Below are 24,602 nucleotides of genomic sequence, written 5' to 3' on the forward strand. Positions count from 1 at the left end.
GAGATCAGCCTCGGTCTCGTGGGCTCGGAGATGTGTATAAGAGACAGGCAGTACATGCACCGCGAAGGCCGCGAGCTGATCCCGACCGCCAAGGCCTTCTCGCTGATGACCCTGCTCAACGGCCTCGGCATCAACGAACTGACCCAGCCGGAACTGACCGGCGACTGGGAATGGAAGCTCGGCCGCATCGAGAAGGGCGAATTCACGCGCGACGAATTCATGCGCGAAATCGCCGAAATGACCCGCCACATGGTCGAACGCGCCAAGCAATACGAAGCCGACACCATCCCCGGCGATTTCGGCGTGCTGACCGCGCCCTGCCCCAAGTGCGGCGGCCAGATTCGCGAGACCTACAAGAAGTTCCAGTGCGGCGGCTGCGACTATGCGCTGTGGAAGATCGTCGCCGGCCGCCAGTACGAGCCGGCCGAGATCGAGCAGCTGCTGACCGAAAGGCAGGTCGGCCCGCTGACCGGCTTCCGCAACAAGATGGGCCGCAGCTTCGCCGCCGCCATCAAGCTCAACGACGACCTGCAGCCGGAATTCGATTTCGGCCAGGACAAGGCGGGCGAGGATGGCGAAGCCGAAGCCGTCGATTTCTCGGGCCAGGAAGCCCTGGGCAAATGCCCGAAGTGCGCCGCCAACGTCTACGACAACGGCAACAACTACACCTGCGAAAAGGCCGTGGGCCCGGACAAGAGCTGCGACTTCCGCTCCGGCAAGATCATCCTGCAACAGCCGATCGACGCTGCCCAGATGAAGAAGCTGCTGGTCGACGGCAAGACCGACCTGCTCAAGGAGTTCGTCTCCAACCGCACCCGCCGCAAGTTCTCCGCTTACCTGGTCAGCCAGGGCGGCAAGGTGGGCTTCGAGTTCGAGAAGAAGGTCGCCAAGCCCAAGGCCCCGGCCAAGAAAAAGGCCGACGCCGAAGGCTAGGCGACGGAAGCGGTCAAATCATGCAAAGTCCCCGGCGTTTTCCGGGGACTTTGTCCTTTCGGGGATCGAACGGCTGATCCCGGCGGCAAGGCAAGCCCGATCACCTGGCGATGCGCACCTTGTTCTCAAGGATGCCGCGCAGCCTGCGTACGCCATCCTGAAGCTGCTCGACGCCAAAGCCGCCGAAACCGAGCATCAGCCCGGACAGTTCGAGATTTTCCGAAGCCATCGGCGACAAGGCCCGCAGCGCAATGCCCTCCCTGGCGGCCGCTTCGGCAACGGCCTTGTCGTCCATGCCGGCGGGCAGCCAGACGACGACATGCATCCCCTGGTCGGCCGGCTGAATGCGTAGCCCGGGCAGTTCGCGGCCCAGGGCATCGATCAGGGCCTGGCGCCGTTCGGCATAGATGTTGCGGATTCGCCGGATGTGGGCCTCGAAATAGCCCTCCTTCATGTAGGCCGCGACCACGTGCTGCTCGGTCAGCGGCGAACCGCGCCCCATCAGCGCGCGGGCACCGACGAACGCCTTTACCAGGCAATCGGGCGCCACGATGTAGCCCAGGCGCAGGGATGGCGCCAGAACCTTGCTGAACGTCCCGAGGTAGACCACCCTGCCGCCCGCCAGGCCCTGCAGGGCCGGGAAAGGTTGCCCGGCATAGCGCAACTCGCTGTCGTAGTCGTCCTCGACGATCCACCCGCCCGACTGCCTGGCCCATTCGACCAGGGCCAGCCGCCTGGGCATGCTCAACGGCATGCCCAGCGGGTATTGATGCGACGGCGTGACAAAGGCCACCCTGGCCGCCGGACATGCGTCCAGGGCGCTGGCCAGGTCGAAGCCCTGGCTATCCACGGCAATTCTCCGCACCGCGATGCCGCGCTCCTCGAGTACCGCGGTCAGCCCCGGGTAGGCCGGATCTTCGGCCCATGCCGCAGCGCCGGGCGACAGCAGTATCTTGGCCGCCAGGTAGAGGCCCTGTTGCGTGCCTTCGGTGACGATGACGTTCTCCGGCCCGCAACGAACGGCCCGCGCCCTGCGCAGATAGTCGGCAATGGCTTCGCGCAGGCCGGGCAGCCCTCTGGGATCGCCGTAGCCGCCTGGCGCGGCGGCTTGCGACGCGCGGACCCGGTTGCCGAGCCGCCGCCAGTGGTCGTCCATCGCGACAGCGCCTTGCGGCACCGCAATCGAAAACGGCAGCGAGGGGAGAGGACGCAAGCGCTCGGCGATTTCGGCGTACTGCGCGGCAGCGTCGGGCGGCGACAGCCTGCCGCCCGCGTCGTTCGCCGGGCCGCCCGGCAGCGACGCAGCCGATGGATGAAGCGTTGCCGCCACCCGCGTGCAGGAACCCGGCCGCGCTTCCAGACAGCCCTCGGCGACCAGCTGTTCGTAGGCTTCGGTTACCGTACCGCGCGCCACGCCCAGCGACTCCGCCAGTATCCGCGAGGACGGGAGCCTCTCGCCCGCAGCCAGCTCGCCGCCGGAAATCGCGCTGCGCAACGCGTCCACCAGCTGCCGTCCGATCCCGGCCTGGCGGCGGTCTATTCTCCCGAGGGCGGGAATTTCTATCAGAAGCTGGCGACGTGACACGACAAAGCCTTCCATGCGATCAAACCGGTCCAGTCATTTTGTGCATAACTGGCACTACATAATAGTCCGCCCTGGCGAAACAATGCATCCGCTAATTGCTCTGCGAAAGGACCGGAAATGCACTGCCCCACCATATTTCGAGAAGAACGCCTCGATCGCCTCCATGACCTGATCGGCGCCCATCCGCTGGCCACGCTGATCACCTCGGGAAGCAACGGCCTGATGGCCAACCTGATCCCGTTCTCGCTGCACGCCGACAGCGGGTACGGAATCCTGCGCGCCCACCTGGCCAGGGGAAACAGGCAACTGGATGCGCTCCGGGAAGCGGGCGAGGCGCTGGTGGTGTTTCACGGCCCGGACGGCTACGTGACGCCCTCGTGGTATCCCGCCAAAGCCGAGCACGGCAAGGTCGTACCGACCTGGAACTTTGCGATGGTTCAGGCACGCGGCAAACCCCGAGTCATCGACGATGCCGACTGGCTGCTCGCCCAGATCGGGCTACTGACCGACGAGCAGGAGAAGGGGCGAGCGCATCCATGGCAGGTTTCCGATGCGCCCGACGACTACGTTGCCGCGCAGCTCAAGGGTATTGTCGGCATCGAAATCCCCATCCTGTCGCTTGAGGGCAAGTGGAAAATGAGCCAGAACCGGCAAGCGGCCGACCGTCAGGGCGTGCTCGATGGCTTGAGCGCCGAAGGCGGCTGCCCATCGCTGCTCGCCGCCATGAAAAACATCTGAAACCGCCAGGCCACCCAAGATGACTCCCACACTGCAAGGCGCTTTCGTCACCCTGCGCCCCCTTCTTCGTTCGGATGCCGAGGCGCTCGTCGATGCCGCAGCCGATGGCCAGCTCTGGTCGCTGCCTTTCACCGTCATTCCTTCTGCCGACAGCGTTCATGGCTACATCGACAAGGCCTTGGGCGGTCAAGCCGAAGGAAGCGTGATGCCGTTTGCCGTGACGCTGAGCGCCGACCAACGCGTCATCGGCTCGACGCGCTTGTGGAAAATCGACCGGGAGAACCGCAAGCTGGAAATCGGCCACACCTGGTATGCGCAAACATGGCAAAGAACCGCCGCCAATACCGAGAGCAAGCTGTTGTTGCTGCGCTACGCGTTCGAGCGGCTGCGCTGCATTCGCGTCCAGTTCACCACCGACGTGCTGAATGAACGCTCGCAGGCGGCGATTCTTCGTCTTGGCGCCGTTCGGGAGGGCATCATCCGACATGAGCGGATCATGCCCAATGGGCGCAAACGTAGCTCGATACGCTACAGCATCATCGACGACGAATGGCCGGAAGTCCGCACCCGGCTTGAGCACCGGCTGGCCGATAGCGGAGCGGCGTGAGGAAATGCCCCGTCGGCTCCGGTTCCACGTGAAACTTCAGCGGGTTGCCGTGGCTCCGGGTAGCTGGCAGGAGAGCAGCGCGGCCCTGACCGCATCGATGGCCTGCGGACGCGGGAAGGTCACCCGCCAGACCAGGCCGACGGTGCGCTTGGGTTGCACGCCGGCGAAGGGCAGGACCTTGACCAGCGGTTCCTTGTCGGTCAGCGGATCGGCGGCGGTGCTCGGCATGACGGCCACGCCGGCGCCGCTGGCGACCATGTAGCGGATGGTTTCCAGCGAGCTGCCCTCGAGCGCGTGTTCGAGTGCGTCCGGCGCGCTGAGGCGGGGGCAGGACTCCAAGACCTGGTCGCGGAAGCAGTTGCCCTGGCCGAGCAGGAGCAGGTTCTGGCCGTCGAGTTCGTCGCCATTCACCTCGCGGCGCGAGGCCCAGGGGTGGGCGGACGGCACGACGACGCGGAAGGGTTCGTCGTAGACCGGCTGGGCGACCAGGCCCGGCTCGGCAAAGGGCAGCGCGATGACGATGACGTCGAGTTCGCCCGCCTTCAGTGCGGGAATCAGGTTGCCGGTGAAATCCTCCTTGAGGAACAGCGGCATGTTCGGCGCCTGCCTGTTCAATGCGGGGATCAGCTGCGGCAGCAGGTAGGGCGCGATGGTGTAGATGATGCCGACGCGCAGCTGGCCACTCATCGGGTCGCCCGTCGCTTCGGCAATCTCCTCAAGCTTGACGGCCTCGTCGAGCACCCGGCGCGCCTGGGCGACGATGCGCTCGCCGAGCGGCGTGATGCGGACGTCGTTGGTGCCGCGCTCGAAGAGCGGCGCCCCGATCTGGCCCTCGACCTTCTTGAGCGCCACCGACAGGGTGGGCTGGCTGACATGGCAGGCATCCGCCGCCCGGCCGAAATGGCGCTCGCGCGCCAGGGCCACGACATAGCGCATTTCGGTCAGGGTCATTTCACGTATCCCAGTTTTTTCAGGTCGTCGGCCGACAGCCAGCGCCATTCGCCCGGTTTGAGGTCCGCCGGCAGGGCCAGTTCGCCGACCGCCTCGCGATGCAGCGCCTCGACCCGGTTGCCGGCGGCGGCGACCATGCGCTTGACCTGGTGGTACTTGCCTTCGGTGACCGTCAGGCGCAACAGGTTTTCCCCGGCGATTTCGGCCCCCGCGGCGGCAATCGGCTCCGGCTCGTCGTTGAGCAGCACACCGGCGAGCAGCTGGTCGATCTGCGCCTGATCCAGCGGATGCTTGGTCGTTGCCAGATAGACTTTCGGCACCTTGCGCTTTGCCGACGACAGCTGGTGGTTGAGCTGGCCGTCGTCGGTGATCAGCAGCAGGCCGGTCGTGTCTTCGTCGAGGCGGCCGATCGGCTGCACCTCGCGCTCGCGCAGCTGAACCGGCAGGAGTTCGAGCACCGACGGATGGTGCTGCGGCTTGCGGGAGCATTCGTAGCCCCCCGGCTTGTTGAGCATGAGGCAGGCGAATTCGGCGTAGGGCCAGTCGACGCCATCGACCGAGAAGACCAGGCCGGCGGTCGGAATGTCGGCGAAGGGATCGTCGCAGATTTCGCCATTGACGGCGACGCGTTCGTTGCGGATCAGCGCCCGGCAGCCCTTGCGCGTACCGAAGCCGTGTTTCTGGAGGAGTCGTTCAAGTTGCATGGCCGGAATGCTAACATCGGCCCATGAATTTCGAACACCTCATCCAGATCAACGACCTGCAGAATCCGCTGATCGTCGCGCTCAGCCGCGACCAGCTATGGCAGGGCCTTCTCCACCGCGTCGACAACGCCGTCCCTTTCCTGCCCGGGCTGGAAAGCTGCACCATCGTCGAACGCCATGCCGACCACCTGCTGCGCAAGCTCGATTTCGGCGCCGCGGTCATCCATGACCGGGTGACCCTGCTGGAGCGTCAGTGGGTCCGCTTCGACATCCTGCCCAGCGAGCAGCACGCCGGCGGCAGCCTGACCATTTCCATCGAAGAGCCGGAGCCCGACGCCCTCTTCCTGCGCTTTGCCTATGCCACCAGTTTCGGCAGCAACCCGAACTCCGAAGATCGCGCCTACATCGACTATGTCAAATCGGCCTACCACCAGTCCGACGTCGATTGCGTGCGCATCATCCGCACGCTGGCCGCCGGCGGCACGCCGCAATAGGCGGGACCGCCCGACAGCCACCGAACCGCCGTCAAGCCGAGTGCCTTACCCGGCTTGACGGCCACCACCCGACTCAGCTGCCGCTGTATTCCAGCGACGAGTGGTGCACGACGATGCGCAGATTGCCGGCATCGTCCTTGACGAACTTCCAGGTCTTGTCGACCGTGGTCACCTTGCCATCCTTGCCGGTAAAGCTGACCTTGCCCATGGTCGTGGCGCTGTCGCCGGCGATGAAGATCGCGTTGTTGGCCACTTCGCACCGGGTCCAGCCCTTGAGCGCGAAGCCGCTATCCCTGGGGAATGCCGGATCACCGCCGACGAAATAGGACAAGGCGCCGGCCCGGGTCGGGCGGAAGGTCTGCGGATTGACCGTCAGCGTCGGCTTGAACAGCACGGCGCCCATCTGGTAGCCATAGGCACTGTCGATCACCTGCTCGGCCAGCGCCTTGGCGGCAGCTTGGCCGGACTTGGCATAGGTGGCGCCGATATCGAGCAGCGCCTGACACCAGCCCTGCTGGGCGGCTTGCACCTCGGCCTGGCTGATGGCCTGGTTGACGACGATCGCTTGAGACTGGGCGTGGACGGCGCCACCGAAGCAAAGCATGGCGATGGCAATTGACGTACGCTTCATGTTGCAAACTCCTTTGGGGGTTATGGTTGCTTGAACAGGCATGACAGCGCATGCCACCCCGCTATTCCAAACGAAGCAGTTGAATCCAGCCTGAGCGAAAGATGAGAAATACGGATCGTCTTGATGAACGCCAGATGAACGGTTGTCGGCATCGCGACCGACGCGGAGAATAGTCCGATGTTCCGACTTCGCCTGACTTTCGTTCTCGGCCTGATTGCCGCAGTCATCGTCCTCGCCGCCCTGCTCGCCGCGATGTCGCTCGTCGCCATCGAACGCCAGGTGGTGCGCGGCCGGGTGGCCAGCGACATTGCCACCAGCTTCATCCAGCTGTCCGCCCAGAAACAGCGACTGCGGACCTGGGTCGCCCAGATGCAGCAGGGCGCACCGGCCGACCTGGCGCAGCGCGACGAACTCGAGACAGCCATGCAGGGAACGGTCCAGCGCCTGAAAGTCCTGGTCGAGCAGGCCATACAGCTCGACGGCAGCGGCGAAGCCCGCGAAGAACATCTGCGGCGCGGCGAAGCGCTGGCCGTCCTCGAGCGCAGCGTCGCCGCCCTGATCAAATCGGTCGACGAAGCCCGGCCGCTGGCCCATGACACCGACTGGCGCAGCGCCTGGGATGCCCATTCGCGGGTCTTCGACATCGCCGACGGATACGACGTGCGCCGGCTGGTCGCCGAGAACATTGCCCGCGAATCGGCCGCCGTCCAGCGCGAACGCGCCGCCGCCGACGCTCGCCTGGCGGGCGTGCGCTGGCTATGGCTGGCGGTTGCCGGGGCGCTGGGCGCGGTAACCCTGATCGCCCTCTTCTACTTCGGTCGCGAACTGAGACGGCCGCTGCAACTGCTCAGCGAAGGCGCCGATGCCCTGCAGGCGGGAAAGCTGAACCATCGCATCCCGCTCGCGGGAAACGACGAATTCTCCGAAGTGGCGCGCAGCGTCAACGCACTGGCGGCAGAGCTTGAGGAACATCGCCAGCGCGAATCGGCCCAGCGCCAGCAACTGGAGGAACAGGTGGCGGCGCGCACCGGCGAACTGGCCGATGCCCTGACCGCGCTGCGCGAGGCGGATAGCCGGCGACGCAGACTGTTTGCCGATATCAGCCACGAACTGCGCACCCCGACCACGGTCATCCGCGGCGAGGCCGAAATCACCTTGCGCGGTGTCGATAAACCGGCCGGCGAATACCGCCAGGCCCTGGCCCGCATCGTCGATACCGCACGCCAGCTCGGATCGGTCATCGACGACCTGCTGAGCATGGCCCGCAACGACATCGACTCGCTGTCGCTGCGTCGCATCCCGGTGGATATCGACGAGCTGGCCAGCGAAGCCGTGGCCCAGGCCGGCCCGCTGGCAGAACGGCAAGGCGTAAGCCTGATCGGCCCGCCCCGTGCGACAGGTAGCCATGTGGTGCAGGGCGACCCGCTGAGGCTGCGCCAGCTCCTCGGCATACTGCTCGACAATGCGACGCGCTATTCCAGCGCCGGCGGCTGTGTCCGGATCGAGATACAGACCCGGGGACGCGAGGCCCACCACCCGGCCCATGTGCTGCTGAGCATCGAAGACCAAGGCATCGGCATTCCGCCGGAAGAACTGCCGCATATCTTCGACCGGCATTTCCGGGGAACACAGGCCCGCCTGCACAGCGCCGAGGGCAGCGGGCTCGGCCTCAGCATCGCCCAGGCGCTGGCCCAGGCGCACGGCGGCAGCCTGCTGCTGGAAAGCACTGCCAGCGGTACGCGCGCCATGCTGAGTCTCCCCGTTGCGCAACAGGAAATGCTCGAAGGAGACGTCGCATGAACATCCTGGTCATCGAAGACGATCCCCGCATTGCCGATTTCCTCGGCCGCGGCTTGCGTGCAGAAGGGCATCGAGTGGAAGCGGCCGGGGACGGCATCGGCGGCCTGGCCTCGGCACGCCGACTGGCGCGCGAATGCGCCATGGAAGGGCAATCCGCCGTCATCGTGCTCGACCTGATGCTCCCCGGCACCAGCGGGCTGGAGATATGCCAGACCTTGCGTGCCGAAGGCGTGGCGCTGCCCATCCTCATCCTTTCCGCGCTCGGCGCGGTGGAGGACCGGGTCGTCGGTTTGCGCCTGGGTGCGGACGATTACCTGCCCAAACCCTTCGATTTCGAAGAGCTGCTGGCCCGTCTGGAGTCGCTGGCCCGTCGCGGCAGGGACGTCAGGCGGACGACGCCCAACCGCCTGCAGGTAGCCGATCTGGTGTTCGACCGCGAACGCATGCAGGCCACGCGGGGCGGCCGCGTACTGCAGCTGACGGCGAAGGAACTGGCGCTGCTCGAACTGATGATGAGCGCCCCGGGCCGGCTGTTCAGCCGCGAACGCATCCTGGCCAACGTTTGGGGCGTCAGCGAGGACCCCCTGACCAACGTCGTGGACGTCTACATCCGCCGCCTGCGGACCAAGATCGACGATGCGACCAATGATCCGCTGATCCACACCGTGCGTGGCCTCGGCTACCGCCTCGAAAGCATTGCGCAACGATAGGCGCGCAAGCATCCGGCAGCCGACCGGCAACCGGATAAGCCGTACAATCGCGCTGAAACGACCCTGACAACCATGGACAGACTCAATTCCGAGCTACACCGCCTTTTCGGCCACCCGCCAGCCGGCGGAAAACCCGCACCGACGCCGGATGCGCCGGAAGGCCATCGCCTGTTCTGCGTGGCCGTCTGCCGACCGGGCGACTGGGAACAGGCGGCGACTATTTTCCGCGGCGTCCAGGAAGACCTGGACCTCCCGGCGCCGGCCGTATCGGTCGACGGGCAGGGCTTCCGCCTGTGGTTTTCGCTGGCCGAGCCGGTCTCCGGAGCACAAGGAAATGCCTTCCTGACGCACCTGGTCGCCCGCTACGCCGCCGACCTCCCCAGCGATCGCATCGAGGCCGGGGCCGCTGACCCGGCCCAACTGCCGCCCGCCCAACTGGCCGGCGACGAACGGTGGAGCGCCTTCATCGACCCGAGCATGGGCAGCATGTTCACCGCTGAACCCTGGCTGGACATGGCACCGCCCCCGGACAAACAGGCCGAGCTGCTGGCCGGCTTTGCACGCATCAAGCCGCAGGAATTCGCACGCGCCCTGGCCCGACTCGCCCCGGCCTTTCCCCCGCTTGCCAGCAACGCACGGCCTCCGGAAAGCCACTCCGTCGCTCCCGACCGGCTGACCGGGAACGGCCCCCATGCCGATCCACAGAGCTTCCTGCTGGCCGTCATGAACGACCCGAATGCCAGCCCAGCCCTGCGCGTCGAGGCTGCGAAGGCCTTGCTGCCTTACATCCCGCCGGCCAGGCAGCCCAACTGATCCGCCATCGCCGGAAACCATAAAAGGCGTACAGTGCGCAGCCTCACCTGCCCACCCTCATCGCGACCATGATGCTCTTCGCCAAAAGCCTGCTCGGTGCGCTGGCCGTTCTGGTCATCGCCCTGCTCGCCCGCAGTCGCCATTTCTACATCGCCGGCCTGGTGCCGCTGTTTCCGACCTTTGCGCTGATCGCCCACGCCCTCGTCGGGCAGGAGCGCGGCCCCGCCGCGCTGCGCGAAACGGCGCTGTTCGGCCTGTGCGCCCTCCTGCCCTACGCGGCCTACCTGCTCGCCGTCTACCTCCTGGCGCCCCGCCTCAGCCTGACCTACACCCTGCTGGGCGCCACGCTGCTCTGGGTGGTTGCGGCCGCACTGCTGCTGGCGATCTGGACGCGCCTGCACGGGGCATGAAAAAAGCCGAAGGCGCTGCCTTCGGCTTTTCGGGATCGGGGCGCCCCGTCCTTCGGGACCGGATCCGGCCTTATTCGACGCCCTGCGACGCCAGATAGTCCTCGTAACCGCCCAGGTAATCGACGATGCTGCCATCGCCCTTCACTTCGAGCACGCGCGTGGCCAGCGACGACACGAATTCGCGGTCGTGCGACACGAAGACCAGGGTGCCGGGGAATTTTTCCAGCCCGGAGTTCAGGGCTTCGATGGATTCCATGTCGAGGTGGTTGGTCGGCTCGTCCATCAGCAGCACGTTGTGCTTGGACAGCATCAGCTTGCCGAACAGCATGCGCCCCTGCTCGCCGCCGGAAATGACGTTGACCGGCTTCTTGACCTCGTCGCCGGAGAACAGCAGGCGACCGAGGGTGCCGCGGATCAGGGTTTCCAGGTCGCCGCCGTCCTCGATGGTGGCGCGGGCGTAGCCGGCGATCCATTCGGTCAGGCTCTGCGTGCCGGCGAATTCGGCGCTGTGGTCCTGCGCGTAGTAACCCGGGTAGGCCTTCTCGGCCCACTTCATGGTGCCGAACTGCGGCTGCAACTCGTTCATCAGCAGCTTCAGGAAGGTCGTTTTGCCGACGCCGTTTTCACCGATCACGGCGATCTTCTCGCCGGCATTGATGGTCAGCGTCAGGTTGTTGAAGATCTTGCGCTCGCCGCCTTCGTAGGCGAAGGACAGGTTTTCGATCTCGACCGCCTGGCGGTGCAGCTTGGCCTTCTCGTCGTAGTCGAAGCGGATCCACGGGTACTGGCGCGACGACGGCTTGACGTCTTCCGGCTTCAGCTTGTCGATCAGCTTCATCCGGCTGGTCGCCTGCTTGGCCTTGGAGGCGTTGGCCGAGAAGCGGCGGACGAAGGTCTGCAGTTCGGCGATGCGTTCCTTGGCCTTGGCGTTGGCGTTCTGCTGGCGCTCGCGGGCGGCCTGCGCGGCTTCCATGAAGTCGTCGTAGTTGCCGGCGTAGGTGGTGATCTTGCCGTAGTCCAGGTCGGCCATGTGAGTGCACACCTGGTTCAGGAAGTGGCGGTCGTGCGAGATGATGATCATCGTCGAGTCACGATTGTTCAGCACGTCTTCCAGCCAGCGGATGGTGTTGATGTCCAGGTTGTTGGTCGGTTCGTCGAGGAGCAGGATGTCCGGGTTGGCGAACAGCGCCTGGCAGAGCAGCACGCGCAGCTTCCAGCCGGGCGCGACCTGGCTCATCGGGCCGTCGTGCTGTTCGGTCGGGATGCCGACGCCGAGCAGCAGTTCGCCGGCGCGCGATTCGGCGGTGTAGCCGTCGTATTCGCCGACCTTGCCTTCGAGTTCGGCGGCGCGCATGTAGTCGTCTTCCGAGGCTTCCGGGTTGGCGTAGATCGCGTCGCGTTCCTGGATCGCCGCCCACAGCTCCTCGTGACCCATCATCACGACGTCGAGGACGCGCATGTCCTCGTAGGCGAACTGGTCCTGGCGCAGGTAGGCCATGCGTTCATGGACGTCCTTCGAGACGTTGCCGGCCGAAGCCTCGAGCGCGCCGCAGAGGATCTTCATGAAGGTCGACTTGCCCGCCCCGTTGGCGCCGATCAGGCCGTAGCGATAGCCCTCGCCGAACTTGACGTTGACGTTCTCAAACAGGGGTTTGACCCCGAATTGCATGGTGATGTTGGCGGCGACGAGCACAGCGGTTCCGATCTCAAAATAACGCTAAAACGAAGGGGCGAATTTTACCTGTTTTCAACGGGTTGACCGCCGAATGGAGCCCCCTATTTGTGCACTGCGGTGTAAGATTTGCGGCCACAATAAAAATTCCCCGGGAAAAGAGACAGCACATGGTTCCCCACCTCACCACCGCCCTCACCGGCCCCCTGCTCGAACTGGAGCGCCGCTTCCTGGCCGCCAGTCCGCAAATCGAACACTGGCTGCGCGGCCAGTGGCTGGAACACACGCCGCCGTTCTACTCGTCGGTCGATCTGCGCAACTCCGGCTTCAAGCTGGCACCGGTCGATACCAACCTCTTCCCCGGTGGCTTCAACAACCTCAATCCGGCCTTCCTGCCGCTGTGCGTGCAGGCGGCGATGAGCGCCATCGAGAAGTTCTGCCCGGATGCGCGCAGCCTGCTGCTGATCCCGGAAAACCACACGCGCAACCAGTTCTACCTGCAGAACGTGGCGCAGATCGCCGCCATCCTCAAGCAGACCGGGCTGAATGTGCGCATCGGTTCGCTGAATCCGGAGGTCACCGAGCCGACCCCCGTCGAGCTATCGAACGGCCACAGCCTGCTGCTCGAACCGCTGGTCCGCACGCCCTACCGCCTCGGCCTGGACGGCTTCGACCCCTGCGCCATCCTGCTCAACAACGACCTGTCGGCCGGCATCCCGCCCATCCTGCAGGGCCTCAACGAGCAGGTCGTGCTGCCGCCGGTGCATGCCGGGTGGGCGGTGCGCCGCAAGTCCAACCACTTCGCCGCCTACGACCAGGTCGCCAACGACTTCGCCAAGGCCATCGGCATCGATCCGTGGCGCATCAACCCAGCCTTCTCGGTGTGCCGCAGCATCAACTTCCACGAGCGCCAGGGCGAGGAATGCCTGGCCGCCAACGTCGCCGCCGTGCTCGACATCGTCAAGGAAAAATACCGCGAATACGACATCGACGAGACGCCCTACGTGGTGGTCAAGGCCGATGCCGGCACCTACGGCATGGGCGTCATGACGGTGCGCGACGCCGACGAGGTCATCGCCCTGAACCGCAAGCAGCGCAACAAGATGAGCGTGGTCAAGGAAGGCCTCGAAGTCTCCGAGGTGCTCATCCAGGAAGGCGTGCATTCCTTCGAGACGCTCAACGAGGCAGTGGCCGAGCCGGTGATCTACATGATCGACCGCTATGTCGTCGGCGGCTTCTACCGCGTCCATACCGGGCGCGGCAAGGATGAGAACCTCAACGCGCCGGGCATGCACTTCGAACCGCTGGCCTTCGAAACCGGCTGCAACCTGCCCGACTACCGCTGCGGCAATCCCGATTCGCCGCCCAACCGTTTCTACGCCTACGGCGTGGTCGGCCGGCTGGCCTGCCTGGCTGCCGCCATCGAACTCGAGCGCACGGCGCCCGAGACCGACGAGGACTGATGGCGCAGCAGCTGCATTTCGACCACGGGTCGAGCGCAAGCCCCGCCATTCATGGCGGGGTGAGCGAGACAATCCTTTCCGGAGCCGGCGGCTCCCCTGGCTCGTGGCGAGGAGACTCCGGCCCTCAGGCCGGAGCGACTCAGAAGCACCTGCTCGGCGGCAGCAGCCGGTCGCTGAAACTGGCTTTCATCCTCGACCCGCTGCCCGAACTGAAGGCCTGGAAGGATTCGTCGGTGGCCATGATGCGCGCCGCCGAAAAGCACGGCCACGAGGTCTACGCCATCGAGGCCCGGACGCTGGGCTGGCGCAAGGCCGACGCGATCCATGCCGGCGGCGTCTCCGGCGAGGCCCTGCACCTGCATCTGCGCCCCGACGACCACGACTGGTACCGCGAAATCGGCCGCGAATGGATGCCGCTTCGGGCCTTCGACGCGGTGGTCATGCGCAAGGACCCGCCCTTCGATTTCGAATACCTGACCGCCACCTGGCTGCTCGAACGGGCCGAGGCCGACGGCGTGCGCGTATTCAACCGGCCGCGCGCCCTGCGCGAGCATTCGGAAAAGCTGGCGATCATGGAGTTCCCCGACTTTGCGCCGCCAACCCTGGTCAGCCGGGAGATGGCGCAGCTCCAGCATTTCATCGACGAGGAACGCGACGTCATCCTCAAGCCGCTCGACGGCATGGGCGGCAGCCAGATCTTTCGCGTGCACCGCAACGACCCCAACCGCAACGTCATCCTGGAAACGCTGACCCACGAGGGCGGCCGGACCATCATGGCGCAACGCTACCTGCCGGAGATCACCCACGGCGACAAGCGCATCCTGCTCATCGCCGGCAAGGCGGTGCCGTGGTGCCTGGCGCGCATCCCCAAGGCCGGCGAAACGCGCGGCAACCTGGCCGCCGGCGGCACCGGCATCGCCCAGGAACTGTCCGGGCGCGACCGGCAGATCGCCGAAGCGCTCGGCCCCATCCTCTTCAAGCGCGGCCTGCTGCTGGTCGGCATCGACGTCATCGGCAACCACCTCACCGAGATCAACGTCACCAGCCCGACCTGCATGGTCGAAATCCGCCAGCAGTCGGGCTTCGACGCGGCCGGCGCCTTCATCACCGCCCTCGAGCACGCATGCGGACTGGCGTAAGGCCTTTCCTGCTCGCCCTCGCCGCCGTGCTGCTCGCCGCCTGCAGCCGCGCGCCGCTGCAGGAACAGCAGGCCTACGTCTTCGGCACCCGCGTCGAAGTCATCGTCGTCGGCGACGATCCCGAACAAGGCCGCCAGGCCATCGCCGCCGTGCTGCGCGAATTCGACCGCCTGCACCGCGCCTACCACGCCTGGCAGCCGTCGGAACTGAGCGCCCTCAACGACGCCATCGCCGCCGGCAAGCCCTACCTGGCCAGCCCCGAACTGGCCGGCTTCGTCCGCGAAGCCCAGGCCCTGTCGCAACAGGGCGATCACCTGTTCGATCCCGGCATCGGCCGCCTGATCAAGCTGTGGGGTTTCCAGGCCGACGAATTCAGGGCCGAACTGCCGCCCGCGGCCGACATCAAGGCCTGGCTGGCCGGCAAGCCGTCGATCGCCGATATCGCCATCGACGGCAACACTGTAAAAAGCCGCAACCGCCAGGTCGCCCTCGATTTCGGCGGCTACCTGAAAGGCGTCGCCCTCGACCGGGCAGCGGGCATCCTGCGCGACATGGGCATCCGCAACGCGCTGATCAACATCGGCGGCAACGTCATGGCGCTGGGCAGCAAGCAAGGCAAGAAATGGCGGGTCGGCATCCAGCACCCGCGCCAGCCCGGCCCGCTCGCCACCGTGACGCTCGACGACGGCGAAGCCATCGGCACTTCCGGCGACTACCAGCGCTTCTTCGAGGTCGATGGCCAGCGTTACCCGCACCTGCTCGATCCGCGCAGCGGCTACCCCGCCGCCCACACGCAGGCGGTGACCGTGCTGATTCCCGCCGGCCCGAACGCCGGCACCCTGTCCGACGCCTCCTCCAAGCCGGTCTTCATCGCCGGACCCGACGGCTGGCGCGACATGGCGCGCCAGATGGCGGTCGGCCTCGTCCTGCGCATCGACCGCGACGGCCGCGTCTTCGTCACCGAGGCCCTGAGCCGCCGCCTGGAATTCGTCGGCAAAGTCCCCGACGCGACCGTCGTCCGCTAGCGCGCGGCCTCCCGGCAAGCGGGGGAAACCGGTTTTCCCGTTCGCGCGCTTCGGACCATTTCGGCACAAGGTACTACGCCTATCGCATAATTTGTTGACACGGGAATACACCCACCGTATATCTCGACACAAAGTCGCCACAGAATGAAATCCGGGCCTCCAGCGATGGGCCGCTATCGAGAACGTGACCAGAGGGGGGGAAGGGATGCTGCGCAGCGTTTCCTTCAAGATGCCGGGATTCGCGAACAGCCTGATCGTGCGTATCGGGCTGCTCATTCTGCTTGCCCTGCTCGCATTCGCGGCCTCGCTCTACCACCTGATCGGCAAGCCGACCGTCGACCGCCTGGCCAGATCGCAGATGGAGCTGGCTGCCGAACAGCTCGAGGCCCGTTACACCCGGCTTCTCAAGACGGTCGAAGTGACCCTGCGCAGCAGCCAGGGCTGGGGCAAGAACGGCGATCTCGATTTCGACGGATTGCAGCGCTTCAACGAGTTCTTTTTCCCGATCATCGCCCATCACGGTGAGATCGCTTCGGTCGTCTTCGCGCACGAATCGGGGCGCGAAATCCTGTTGCTGATGACTGCGGATGGCCGCTGGATCAACCGGATCTCCAATCCCGAGGCGTGGGGAAGCCAGACCTACTGGATCACCTGGGATGCCAACCGGCAGATCGAGCGCGTCGAGATGCGCGAGCGCCACTACGACGCCCGCGAACGGCCCTGGTTCACCGGTGCGATGGCGCAGCCCGACGACAACACGGTGTTCTGGACCGAGCCCTACATCTTTTTCACGACCCGCGAACCCGGCATCACGGCAAGCATGCGCTGGCGGGGCGCCGACGGTTCCAGCCATGTCATCGCCCACGACGTCCGGCTGATCGACATCGCCGAATTCACCACCCGCATGGCCATCAGCCCGCATGGCAAAGCCGCGCTCTTCCTCAGGGAGGGCCGGATGATCGCCCTGCCCAACGATCCGCGCTTCACCGATCGCCAGGCCATACAGGACGCGCTGCTGAAGACGCCGGAGGACCTTGGCTTTCCCGAGCTGGCCAGCGCCTTCCAGGCCTGGCAGGCGGACCCGCAGCCCGCCCAGGGAGTGCACCGCATCGCGCATGCGGACGGTCGCTGGATCAGCCTGTTCAGGCCGATCAAGGGTACCGGGGTGTGGCTCGGCGCCAGCGCTCCGGAAAGCGATTTCGTCCCGATCACCCAGCAGGACCTGCTCCTGCTCGGCCTGATCACCCTGTCGGCGCTGGCGCTGGGGATGGTCGTCGCCATCCGCATCGCCAACCGTTTCGGAGAACCCCTGATCGCGCTGGCCAACGACAGCACGCGGATCGGCGGCATGAACCTCGATGCCCCGGTGACGACCGATGCCCGCTGGCGGGAAGTCATCCAGCTCGCCGCGGCCCTCGACGCCATGCGCCAGCATCTGCAGAGCGCCCGCCGGGAACAGGAGGACGCCCATATCGCGCTGGAGCTGAAAATCGCCGCCCGCACCCAGGCATTGCGCCAGAACCAGGAAATCCTCCAGAAGCGGGAGGCATTCTTCCGCGCCATTTTCGACAATGCGGCCGTCGGCATCGTCAGCCTCGACCGCGAGCGCAAGCCGACGCTGATCAACCCGGCTTTCGCCCGTTTCGTCGATCAGGCGATGGACCCCCTGCTCGCCCAACCGGAAAACATCGAACTGCCGGTCGATATCCAGCGCCGGATGGACGATCTGCTGGCCCAGGGCGGGCCAGGTGGCAAGCAGAGCCTGCGTAACGAGTTCGAATTCGTCACGCCGCACGGCGAATCGCGCTGGGGCGACGTGCAGCTGACCGCCATCCGCCAGGGCGACGGCGAGCTCGACTCCATCCTGGTCACCGTTCTCGACGTTTCGGATCGCCGCGAAATCGAAGCCGAGCTGATTCGCCAGTTCGCGCTGCTCCAGGCGCTGCTCGATACCATTCCCAACCCCATTTTCTACAAGGGGACCAGTTCCCGCTTCCTGGGCTGCAACCAGGCTTACGAAACCTTCTTCGGCATCCAGCGCCGGGAATTCATCGGCAAGCGCGTCCTCGATCTGAGCTACATCCCCGAAGATGCACGCGCGGCCTACCAGGCCGAGGACGAGCGCGTCATCGCCGAATGCGCCCGGGTCAGCCGCGAAGTACAATTGGTCGATGCCGAAGGCCGCTTGCGCGACACCCTCTACTCGGTGAGCGGCTTCAGCGCCCCGGATGGCCGGCCGGACGGGCTGGTCGGCGTCATCGTCGATATCTCGGCGCTGAAGGAAGCCGAGCGCGAAGCCGGCCGGGCCCGCGAGGCAGCCGAGGCGGCGGCCGCCGCCAAGGCCGATTTCCTGGCCAACATGAGCCACGAAATCCGGACCCCGATGAACGCCATCATCGGCATGACGCACCTGGCCCTGCAGACCGAACTGGACGCACGCCAGCGCAACTACCTGAACAAGGTCGACAATGCCGCCAAGGGGCTGCTCGGCATCATCAACGACATCCTCGACCTGTCCAAGATCGAAGCTGGGATGATGCACTTCGAGTGCGTGCCGTTCAGCCTCGACGCCACCCTGCGCCATCTCGGCGACCTGTGCGGCATGAAGGCTCGCGACCGCGGGCTGGAACTGATCTACGACATCGCTTGCGAGGTTCCCGACCACCTGCTCGGCGACCCGCTGCGCCTCGGACAGGTCTTGCTCAACCTCGTCGGCAACGCCATCAAGTTCACCGAGGTCGGGGAAATCAAGCTGGCGGTGTCCGTGGCCTCGCGCAGCGAACAAGGCCTCGAACTGGCCTTCGAGGTCATCGACAGCGGCATCGGCATGAACGCCGAGCAGCAGGAAGGGCTGTTCGCCGCCTTCACCCAGGCCGACGCATCGACCACGCGCAAATACGGCGGCACCGGGCTGGGATTGTCCATCTGCAAGCGCATCGTCGATCTGCAGGGCGGCAGTGTCGGCGTCCGCAGCCAGCCCGGGGTCGGCAGCTGCTTCACCTTCCGTCTCCCCTTCGGCATCCCCTCCGGCGAGAGCGAGGCGCCCCGGCGCATGGGCTTGCCGAACGGCTTGCGGGCGCTGGTCGTCGATGACAGTCCCGGCGCCTGCGACGTCTTCCTGCACATGTTGCGCATGCTGGATATCGAAGGCGATGCGGTATTCGGCGCCGAGCCGGCACTCGCCGCCCTCGCCGCCGCAGAGGAGGAGAATCGCCCCTACGGCCTGCTCATCGTCGACTGGAAGATGCCCGGCATGGACGGCGTCGAACTGCTCCGCCGGATCGACCGAAAAGAGGCCGTCGAATCGCCGGCGATCGTCATGGCGACCGCCTACGACCGCGAGGAACTGCAGGCGGCGCTGGGCGAGCGGCAGGTCGGCGCCATCCTGGGCAAACCGGCGACTCCGTCGACGCTGTTCGACGCCATCATGCTGGCCCTCCATCGCGACACCGGGCAGCGGGCCGTCATCGGCCGGCCGCATACCCCGGGCCGCCGCTTCGCCGGCCAGCGCGTGCTGCTCGTCGAAGACAACGAGATCAATCGCGAGCTGGCCGAGGAAATGCTGAGCAACATCGGCCTCCGGGTCGATACCGCCGAAAACGGCCGGATCGCCGTCCAGAAGGCAGGCAGCACCGCCTACGACCTGGTGCTGATGGATTGCCACATGCCGGTCATGGACGGCTACACGGCCACCGAGGCCATTCGCCGGCTGCCCGGCAGCAAGCGCCTGCCCATCGTCGCCATGACCGCCAATGCCCTGGCCAGCGACCGGGAACGCTGCCTGGCCATCGGCATGAACGATCACATACCGAAGCCCATCGACATCGCCGTTCTCCACGACACCCTGGCGCGCTGGCTCGGCGAGCATTCGTCCGTCGACGGCGAAGTGCCCGCGGACGCCGGGGAACCCGGGCCAACCCCCACCGCCGCCGACGACCACATCGATACGGCCGCCGCCTTGTCCCGGCTCGGCGGCAATCGGGCCCTGTACGACCGGCTGCTCGCCGGTTTTTGCGACAACCAGGCCGATGCCGCCAGCCAGCTGCTTGCCGACCGGGCCAACGGCAATACCGGTGCGATGCTGCTCCGCGCCCATACCCTGCGCGGCCTGGCCGGCAACATCGGGGCCAATGCGCTGGCCAGGCAGGCCGGCGAACTGGAGGAAGGGCTCAGGAGCGGCCTCGCCGCCAGCCATCCGGACGTCGATGCCGGCTTGAAAACCCTGGCCGAAAGCCTGGCCGCCATCATCGCCCAGGCGCGCGAAATCCTCAGCCAGACACCGTCTGCCGCAGCGCTGCCGATCGACGAACTGGCGGCCGGCGCACTATCCAATTTGCATCGCCTGCTTGATAATGACGACGCTTCCGCCGTGCGCTCCTTCGCCGAAATTGCCATCCGGCTCAAGCAGTCGTTCGACCCCCTGCTGGTCGACCGGCTGGCCCGTCAGATCAATCAGTATGCCTTTGACGACGCAAAGGAAACGCTGCACCAGATGACCACCAAGCGGAACCACACCTGACCTGCGAAAAGAGAGTCGCCAGCCATGTCCCCCCTTCTGCCCAAACAATGCGTGCTGGTCGTCGATGACAGCCCGGAAAACATCGACCTGCTCAGCGAAGTGCTGCGCGACGACTATCGCGTCCGGGTCGCCACCTCCGGCGAAAAAGCCTTGAAGATCGTCTATTCCGACGAGCCGCCCGATCTCATCCTGCTCGACATCATGATGCCCGGCATCAGCGGCCTGGAAATCTGCCGGCGCCTGAAGGCCAACCCCGACCGGCGGCGTATTCCGATCATCTTCGTCACCGCCATGGGCAGCACCGAGGACGAACAGCGCGGCCTGGACACCGGCGCCGTCGACTACATCACCAAACCGATCAGCCCGCCCATCGTCAAGGCGCGGGTGCGCACCCACCTGGCCCTCTACGACCAGTCGCGGGAGCTCGAACGCATGGTCCGCCAGCGCACCTTCGAGCTGCTCACCACCCGCCAGCAGATCATCAGGCGCCTCGGGCGCGCCGCCGAGTTCAAGGACAACGAGACCGGCAACCACGTGCTGCGCATGAGCCACTACGCCCGCATCATCGCCCTGGCGCACGGCATGGGGGAAGAGTCGGCCAACATCATCTTCAACACGGCGCCGATGCACGACATCGGCAAGATCGGCATTCCCGACGCCATCCTGCTCAAGCCGGGCAAGCTCGATGCCGCCGAATGGGAAGTGATGCAGCGCCACCCCATCATGGGCGCCGAGATCATCGGCAAGCACGACAACGAACTGCTCGAAACCGCCCGCATCATCGCCCTCACCCACCATGAAAAATGGGATGGCAGCGGCTACCCGCAACGCCTCGCCGGCGAAGCCATCCCCCTCGAAGGCCGCATCGTGGCCATCGCCGATGTCTTCGATGCCCTGATGTCGGTGCGTCCCTACAAGGCCGCGGTCAGCCTCGAGGCCGCCCTCCGGTACTTCGACGAGCAGACCGGCCGCCACTTCGATCCGACGCTGATCGCCGCCTTCAAGTCGGCATTGCCGGAAATCCTGCGCATCAAGGAAATCTACGCCGACGAAAACGGCGCCCTGACCGACCTGGAATTCCACATCAAGGAAATCTACGACCACAAGGACGACCCGCAGGGTTACCCGGCGATCATTGCCAGTACCGAGGGCAGTTTGTAAGGGAGTCGCCGGCAGGGCCAGGATCGCCTGGGCGGTCACCGGCAAGGGCTGAAACGCTATTCCGGAACCCGGGAATCGATCGTCAGCGTCACCGGCCCGTCATTGACCAGCGCCACCCGCATGTCGGCACCGAAAATTCCGGTCGGCACCGGCTTGCCCAGTTCAGCGGAAAGCCTGGCGACGAAACGCTCGAACAGCGGCCCCGACACATCGCCGCGTGCTGCCCGGCTCCATGAAGGCCGGTTTCCCTTCTTCACCGAGGCGTAGAGCGTGAATTGCGAGACGGCGAGAATCTCTCCGCCAAACTCCTGGACGCTGCGGTTCATGACCCCCGCCTCGTCGGAAAACAGGCGCAGGCGAACCAGCTTGCCGGCCATCCACGCGAGATCGCTGTCCGTATCGTCGGCCTCGAACCCGGCCAGTACCAGCAAACCCTTGCCGATGCTGCCGCACACGTCGCCATCGACCGTGACCGAAGCCTCGCTGACGCGCTGAACGACGACCCGCATATCAAAGGCGCCGACAGCGCCTAGCAGTTGCCCTTCTTGGCCTGCCCCGGCGGGCAGAAGCCGCCGCCGCCCGGGTGGTGCCCCGGGCCGTTCGGATCGACGACGACGCTGCCGGCCGGCGTGTAGAGCGCACAGGCGTTGAGCAGGAATGCGGAAAGGATGGCAGCGATCAGGACACGCACGGGCTACTCCTCAGATGTCGATCCGCGCATTGAGCGCATTGGTTTCGATGAACTCCCGGCGCGGTTCGACATTTTCGCCCATCAGCGTGGTGAAGATTTCGTCGGCGGCGATGGCGTCGTCGATCTGCACGCGCAGCAGGCGGCGCACCTTCGGGTCCATGGTCGTTTCCCACAGCTGCTCGGGGTTCATTTCGCCCAGACCCTTGTAGCGCTGCTTGCTGATCCCGCGCTCGACTTCGTTGAGCAGCCACTTCATGGCATCGCCGAAGTTGGTGACGACCTGCTTCTTCTCGCCACGGGCCATCACGGCACCCGCGCCGAACAGGTCGGACAGGGTTTCCGCCGTGCGCTTGAGCTGCATGAAATCGCCGGAGAGCAGCAGGTCCTCGTCGATCAGGCCGACCTTCAGGTTGCCGTGGTGCATGCGCTCGATGCGCAGGATCCAGCGTTCCTGGATATCGTCGAACTTGGGCACGATGCGGGTACCGGCGGCAATCTTGCCGGCGATCAGGTCGGCGCTGGCCCGGGCCTTCTCTTCCGACGAAAGGTCGATCGCCAGGTTGTGGCGGACGATGGACTGCAGGACCTCGGGGTTGATGATGTGCGACAGGCGTTCGATGACCGCTTCGGTGGCCAGCCAGGAGCGGGCCAGGGCCTCCAGCGCCGGGCCGCTGATGCCTTCGGCGCCGGCACGCGGCGTGAGGACGGCTTCGTCGAGCGCCATGTTGAGCAGGAACTGGTTGTATTCCTGGTCGTCCTTGAGGTAGCGCTCGGTCTTGCCGTGCTTGACCTTGTACAGCGGCGGCTGGGCGATGTAGATGTAGCCGCGGTCGACCAGCTCCGGCATCTGGCGATAGAGCAGGGTCAGCAGCAGGGTGCGGATGTGCGCGCCGTCGACGTCCGCGTCGGTCATGATGATGATGCGGTGATAGCGCAGCTTCTCGACGTTGAAATCGTCCTTGCCGATACCCGTGCCGAGCGCGGTGATCAGCGTGACGATCTGTTCGGAGGAAATCAGCTTGTCGAAACGCGCCTTCTCGACGTTGAGCACCTTGCCGCGCAGCGGCAGGATCGCCTGGAACTTGCGGTCGCGGCCCTGCTTGGCGGAGCCGCCGGCGGAGTCACCCTCGACGATGTAGATTTCGCACAGCGCCGGGTCCTTTTCCTGGCAGTCGGCCAGCTTGCCGGGCAGGCCGATGCCGTCGAGAACGCCCTTGCGGCGGGTCATTTCACGTGCCTTGCGGGCGGCCTCGCGAGCCCGGGAGGCTTCGACGATCTTGCCGCAGATGGTCTTGGCGTCGATCGGGTTTTCCAGCAGGAAGTCGGCGAGCTTCTGGGCGACGACTTCCTCGACGGCCGGGCGCGCTTCCGACGACACCAGCTTCATCTTGGTCTGGGACGCGAACTTGGGGTCGGGCATCTTGACCGACAGCACGCAGGCCAGGCCTTCGCGCATGTCGTCGCCGCTGATATCGACCTTGGCCTTCTTGGCGATCTCGTTTTCGTCGATGTACTTGTTGATGACGCGCGTCATCGCGGCGCGCAGGCCGGTCAGGTGGGTGCCGCCGTCGGATTGCGGGATGTTGTTGGTGAAGCAGAGCACCTGTTCCTGGTAGGAATCGTTCCACTGCATCGCCACTTCGACACCGATGGTGACGCCAGTATCGCCTACCTTGGCTTCGCCGGAGGAGTAGAAAATCTTGGGATGGAGGACCGACTTGGTGCGATTGACGTACTCGACGAAGCTCTGCACGCCGCCGGCGAAGGCGAACAGCTCTTCCTTGCCGGAACGCTGGTCGACCAGCTTGATGCTGACGCCGTTGTTCAGGAAGGACAGTTCGCGCAGGCGCTTGGCGAGGATTTCGTAGTGGAACTCGACATGGCCGAAGATTTCCTCGTCGGCCAGGAAGTGCACTTCGGTGCCGCGTTTTTCGGTGTCGCCAAGGATCTTCAGCGGCGACACTTCGAAGCCGTCGCGGGTTTCGATGGCCCGGTCGACCGGCACGCCGCGGCAGAATTCCATGAAGTGCTTCTTGCCGTCGCGGCGGATGGTCAGGCGCAGGAACTTCGACAGCGCATTGACGCAGGAGACGCCGACGCCGTGCAGGCCGCCCGACACCTTGTAGGAGTTCTGGTTGAACTTGCCGCCGGCGTGCAGTTCGGTCAGCGCGATTTCGGCGGCCGAGCGCTTCGGCTCGTGCTTGTCGTCCATCTTGACGCCGGTCGGGATGCCGCGGCCGTTGTCGATGACCGAAATCGAGTTGTCGGTGTGGATGGTGACGATGATGTCGTCGCAATGCCCGGCCAGGGCCTCGTCGATCGAGTTGTCGACGACTTCGAAGACCAGGTGGTGCAGGCCGGTACCGTCGGAGGTGTCGCCGATGTACATGCCGGGACGCTTGCGCACGGCCTCCAGACCTTCGAGGATCTGGATGCTGGATTCGCCGTAGGCCGGCGCAGCGCTTTGCGGGACGTTCTCTTCACTCATTGTTTTGGTTCCACGTGAAACTGCAAAAGGTCTGCCCGGCTGGACAGACCTTCTTTCGGGTTACTGCC

At 65.6% G+C, this 24,602-nt stretch carries 20 protein-coding genes; 12 read left to right on the forward strand and 8 right to left on the reverse strand.

Translation table 11 applies throughout. From position 1 onward, the window contains the following. Positions 1 to 1,033 precede the first annotated feature (1,033 nt). Positions 1,034 to 2,437, reverse strand: a complete 1,404-nt coding sequence (locus tag Q0P59_RS07165; RefSeq protein WP_295005056.1) for a PLP-dependent aminotransferase family protein — start codon at positions 2,435 to 2,437, stop codon at positions 1,034 to 1,036. 198 nt (positions 2,438 to 2,635) lie between these two features. Here Q0P59_RS07165 and Q0P59_RS07170 point away from each other — a divergent pair, with 198 nt between their 5' ends. Both Q0P59_RS07170 and Q0P59_RS07175 read left to right on the forward strand, forming a co-directional pair. After that, positions 2,636 to 3,256 carry an FMN-binding negative transcriptional regulator gene (locus Q0P59_RS07170; protein WP_295005058.1) on the forward strand — a complete coding sequence of 207 codons (621 nt, stop codon included), beginning with the start codon at positions 2,636 to 2,638 and terminating at the stop codon, positions 3,254 to 3,256. Between the two features lie 19 nt (positions 3,257 to 3,275). Continuing rightward, on the forward strand, positions 3,276 to 3,863 hold the full coding sequence (locus Q0P59_RS07175) for a GNAT family protein (protein WP_295005060.1): 588 nt from the start codon (positions 3,276 to 3,278) through the stop codon (positions 3,861 to 3,863). A 36-nt stretch (positions 3,864 to 3,899) separates the two neighbouring features. Here the strand turns inward: Q0P59_RS07175 and Q0P59_RS07180 are convergent, their stop codons facing one another. Further along, positions 3,900 to 4,814 carry a hydrogen peroxide-inducible genes activator gene (locus Q0P59_RS07180; RefSeq protein WP_295005062.1) on the reverse strand — a complete coding sequence of 305 codons (915 nt, stop codon included), beginning with the start codon at positions 4,812 to 4,814 and terminating at the stop codon, positions 3,900 to 3,902. Further along, a complete protein-coding gene (locus tag Q0P59_RS07185; RefSeq protein ID WP_295005064.1) occupies positions 4,811 to 5,518 on the reverse strand; it encodes a 16S rRNA pseudouridine(516) synthase in 708 nt (235 codons plus the stop codon). Before Q0P59_RS07185 ends, Q0P59_RS07180 begins: the two co-directional genes overlap by 4 nt. A gap of 23 nt (positions 5,519 to 5,541) precedes the next feature. On the opposite strand from Q0P59_RS07185, the gene Q0P59_RS07190 reads away from it, so the two are divergent. Beyond that, on the forward strand, positions 5,542 to 6,012 hold the full coding sequence (locus tag Q0P59_RS07190; RefSeq protein ID WP_295005066.1) for an SRPBCC family protein: 471 nt from the start codon (positions 5,542 to 5,544) through the stop codon (positions 6,010 to 6,012). Between the two features lie 73 nt (positions 6,013 to 6,085). On the opposite strand, the gene Q0P59_RS07195 is transcribed toward Q0P59_RS07190, so the two are convergent. Further along, the gene (locus Q0P59_RS07195; RefSeq protein WP_295005068.1) at positions 6,086 to 6,643 is read right to left on the reverse strand and encodes a hypothetical protein; all 558 of its coding nucleotides are present in this window, start codon (positions 6,641 to 6,643) and stop codon (positions 6,086 to 6,088) included. Positions 6,644 to 6,820: 177 nt separating this feature from the next. On the opposite strand from Q0P59_RS07195, the gene Q0P59_RS07200 reads away from it, so the two are divergent. The 4 genes from Q0P59_RS07200 (at position 6,821) to Q0P59_RS07215 (ending at position 10,376) form a co-directional block, all read left to right on the forward strand. Then, entirely contained in the window at positions 6,821 to 8,443 is a 1,623-nt protein-coding gene (locus Q0P59_RS07200) for an ATP-binding protein (protein WP_295005070.1), read from the forward strand. Next, positions 8,440 to 9,153, forward strand: coding sequence for a response regulator transcription factor (locus tag Q0P59_RS07205; protein WP_295005072.1), 714 nt, complete (start codon positions 8,440 to 8,442; stop codon positions 9,151 to 9,153). The genes Q0P59_RS07200 and Q0P59_RS07205 overlap by 4 nt, the downstream gene beginning before the upstream one ends. A gap of 72 nt (positions 9,154 to 9,225) precedes the next feature. Beyond that, positions 9,226 to 9,966, forward strand: a complete 741-nt coding sequence (locus Q0P59_RS07210; protein ID WP_295005074.1) for a hypothetical protein — start codon at positions 9,226 to 9,228, stop codon at positions 9,964 to 9,966. 71 nt (positions 9,967 to 10,037) lie between these two features. After that, a complete protein-coding gene (locus Q0P59_RS07215; protein ID WP_295005076.1) occupies positions 10,038 to 10,376 on the forward strand; it encodes a GlpM family protein in 339 nt (112 codons plus the stop codon). Positions 10,377 to 10,446: 70 nt separating this feature from the next. On the opposite strand, the gene Q0P59_RS07220 is transcribed toward Q0P59_RS07215, so the two are convergent. Then, the gene (locus Q0P59_RS07220) at positions 10,447 to 12,069 is read right to left on the reverse strand and encodes an ABC-F family ATPase (RefSeq protein WP_295005078.1); all 1,623 of its coding nucleotides are present in this window, start codon (positions 12,067 to 12,069) and stop codon (positions 10,447 to 10,449) included. Between the two features lie 149 nt (positions 12,070 to 12,218). Here Q0P59_RS07220 and gshA point away from each other — a divergent pair, with 149 nt between their 5' ends. From gshA to Q0P59_RS07245, 5 genes are all read left to right on the forward strand, one after another. Next, positions 12,219 to 13,511 (forward strand): glutamate--cysteine ligase, encoded by a 1,293-nt coding sequence (gene gshA / locus Q0P59_RS07225; RefSeq protein WP_295005080.1) that lies wholly within the window; start codon positions 12,219 to 12,221, stop codon positions 13,509 to 13,511. A gap of 173 nt (positions 13,512 to 13,684) precedes the next feature. Next, the gene (gene gshB, locus Q0P59_RS07230; protein WP_295005259.1) at positions 13,685 to 14,650 is read left to right on the forward strand and encodes a glutathione synthase; all 966 of its coding nucleotides are present in this window, start codon (positions 13,685 to 13,687) and stop codon (positions 14,648 to 14,650) included. Next, positions 14,635 to 15,675, forward strand: coding sequence for an FAD:protein FMN transferase (locus tag Q0P59_RS07235; RefSeq protein WP_295005082.1), 1,041 nt, complete (start codon positions 14,635 to 14,637; stop codon positions 15,673 to 15,675). The genes gshB and Q0P59_RS07235 overlap by 16 nt, the downstream gene beginning before the upstream one ends. 205 nt (positions 15,676 to 15,880) lie before the next feature. Further along, positions 15,881 to 20,194 carry a response regulator gene (locus Q0P59_RS07240; RefSeq protein WP_295005084.1) on the forward strand — a complete coding sequence of 1,438 codons (4,314 nt, stop codon included), beginning with the start codon at positions 15,881 to 15,883 and terminating at the stop codon, positions 20,192 to 20,194. 24 nt (positions 20,195 to 20,218) lie between these two features. Continuing rightward, positions 20,219 to 21,355, forward strand: a complete 1,137-nt coding sequence (locus tag Q0P59_RS07245) for a two-component system response regulator (RefSeq protein ID WP_295005086.1) — start codon at positions 20,219 to 20,221, stop codon at positions 21,353 to 21,355. A gap of 56 nt (positions 21,356 to 21,411) precedes the next feature. Here the strand turns inward: Q0P59_RS07245 and dtd are convergent, their stop codons facing one another. The 3 genes from dtd to gyrB are packed head-to-tail and all read right to left on the reverse strand — an operon-like array spanning position 21,412 to position 24,534. Beyond that, the gene (gene dtd / locus Q0P59_RS07250) at positions 21,412 to 21,864 is read right to left on the reverse strand and encodes a D-aminoacyl-tRNA deacylase (protein ID WP_295005088.1); all 453 of its coding nucleotides are present in this window, start codon (positions 21,862 to 21,864) and stop codon (positions 21,412 to 21,414) included. Between the two features lie 20 nt (positions 21,865 to 21,884). Continuing rightward, a complete protein-coding gene (locus tag Q0P59_RS07255) occupies positions 21,885 to 22,046 on the reverse strand; it encodes a hypothetical protein (RefSeq protein ID WP_295005090.1) in 162 nt (53 codons plus the stop codon). Between the two features lie 10 nt (positions 22,047 to 22,056). Then, positions 22,057 to 24,534 carry a DNA topoisomerase (ATP-hydrolyzing) subunit B gene (gene gyrB, locus Q0P59_RS07260; RefSeq protein ID WP_295005092.1) on the reverse strand — a complete coding sequence of 826 codons (2,478 nt, stop codon included), beginning with the start codon at positions 24,532 to 24,534 and terminating at the stop codon, positions 22,057 to 22,059. Positions 24,535 to 24,602: the final 68 nt, after the last annotated feature.

Origin of the sequence: uncultured Dechloromonas sp. (assembly GCF_945957265.1) — a bacterium.
Classification (GTDB): Bacteria; Pseudomonadota; Gammaproteobacteria; order Burkholderiales; family Rhodocyclaceae; genus Azonexus.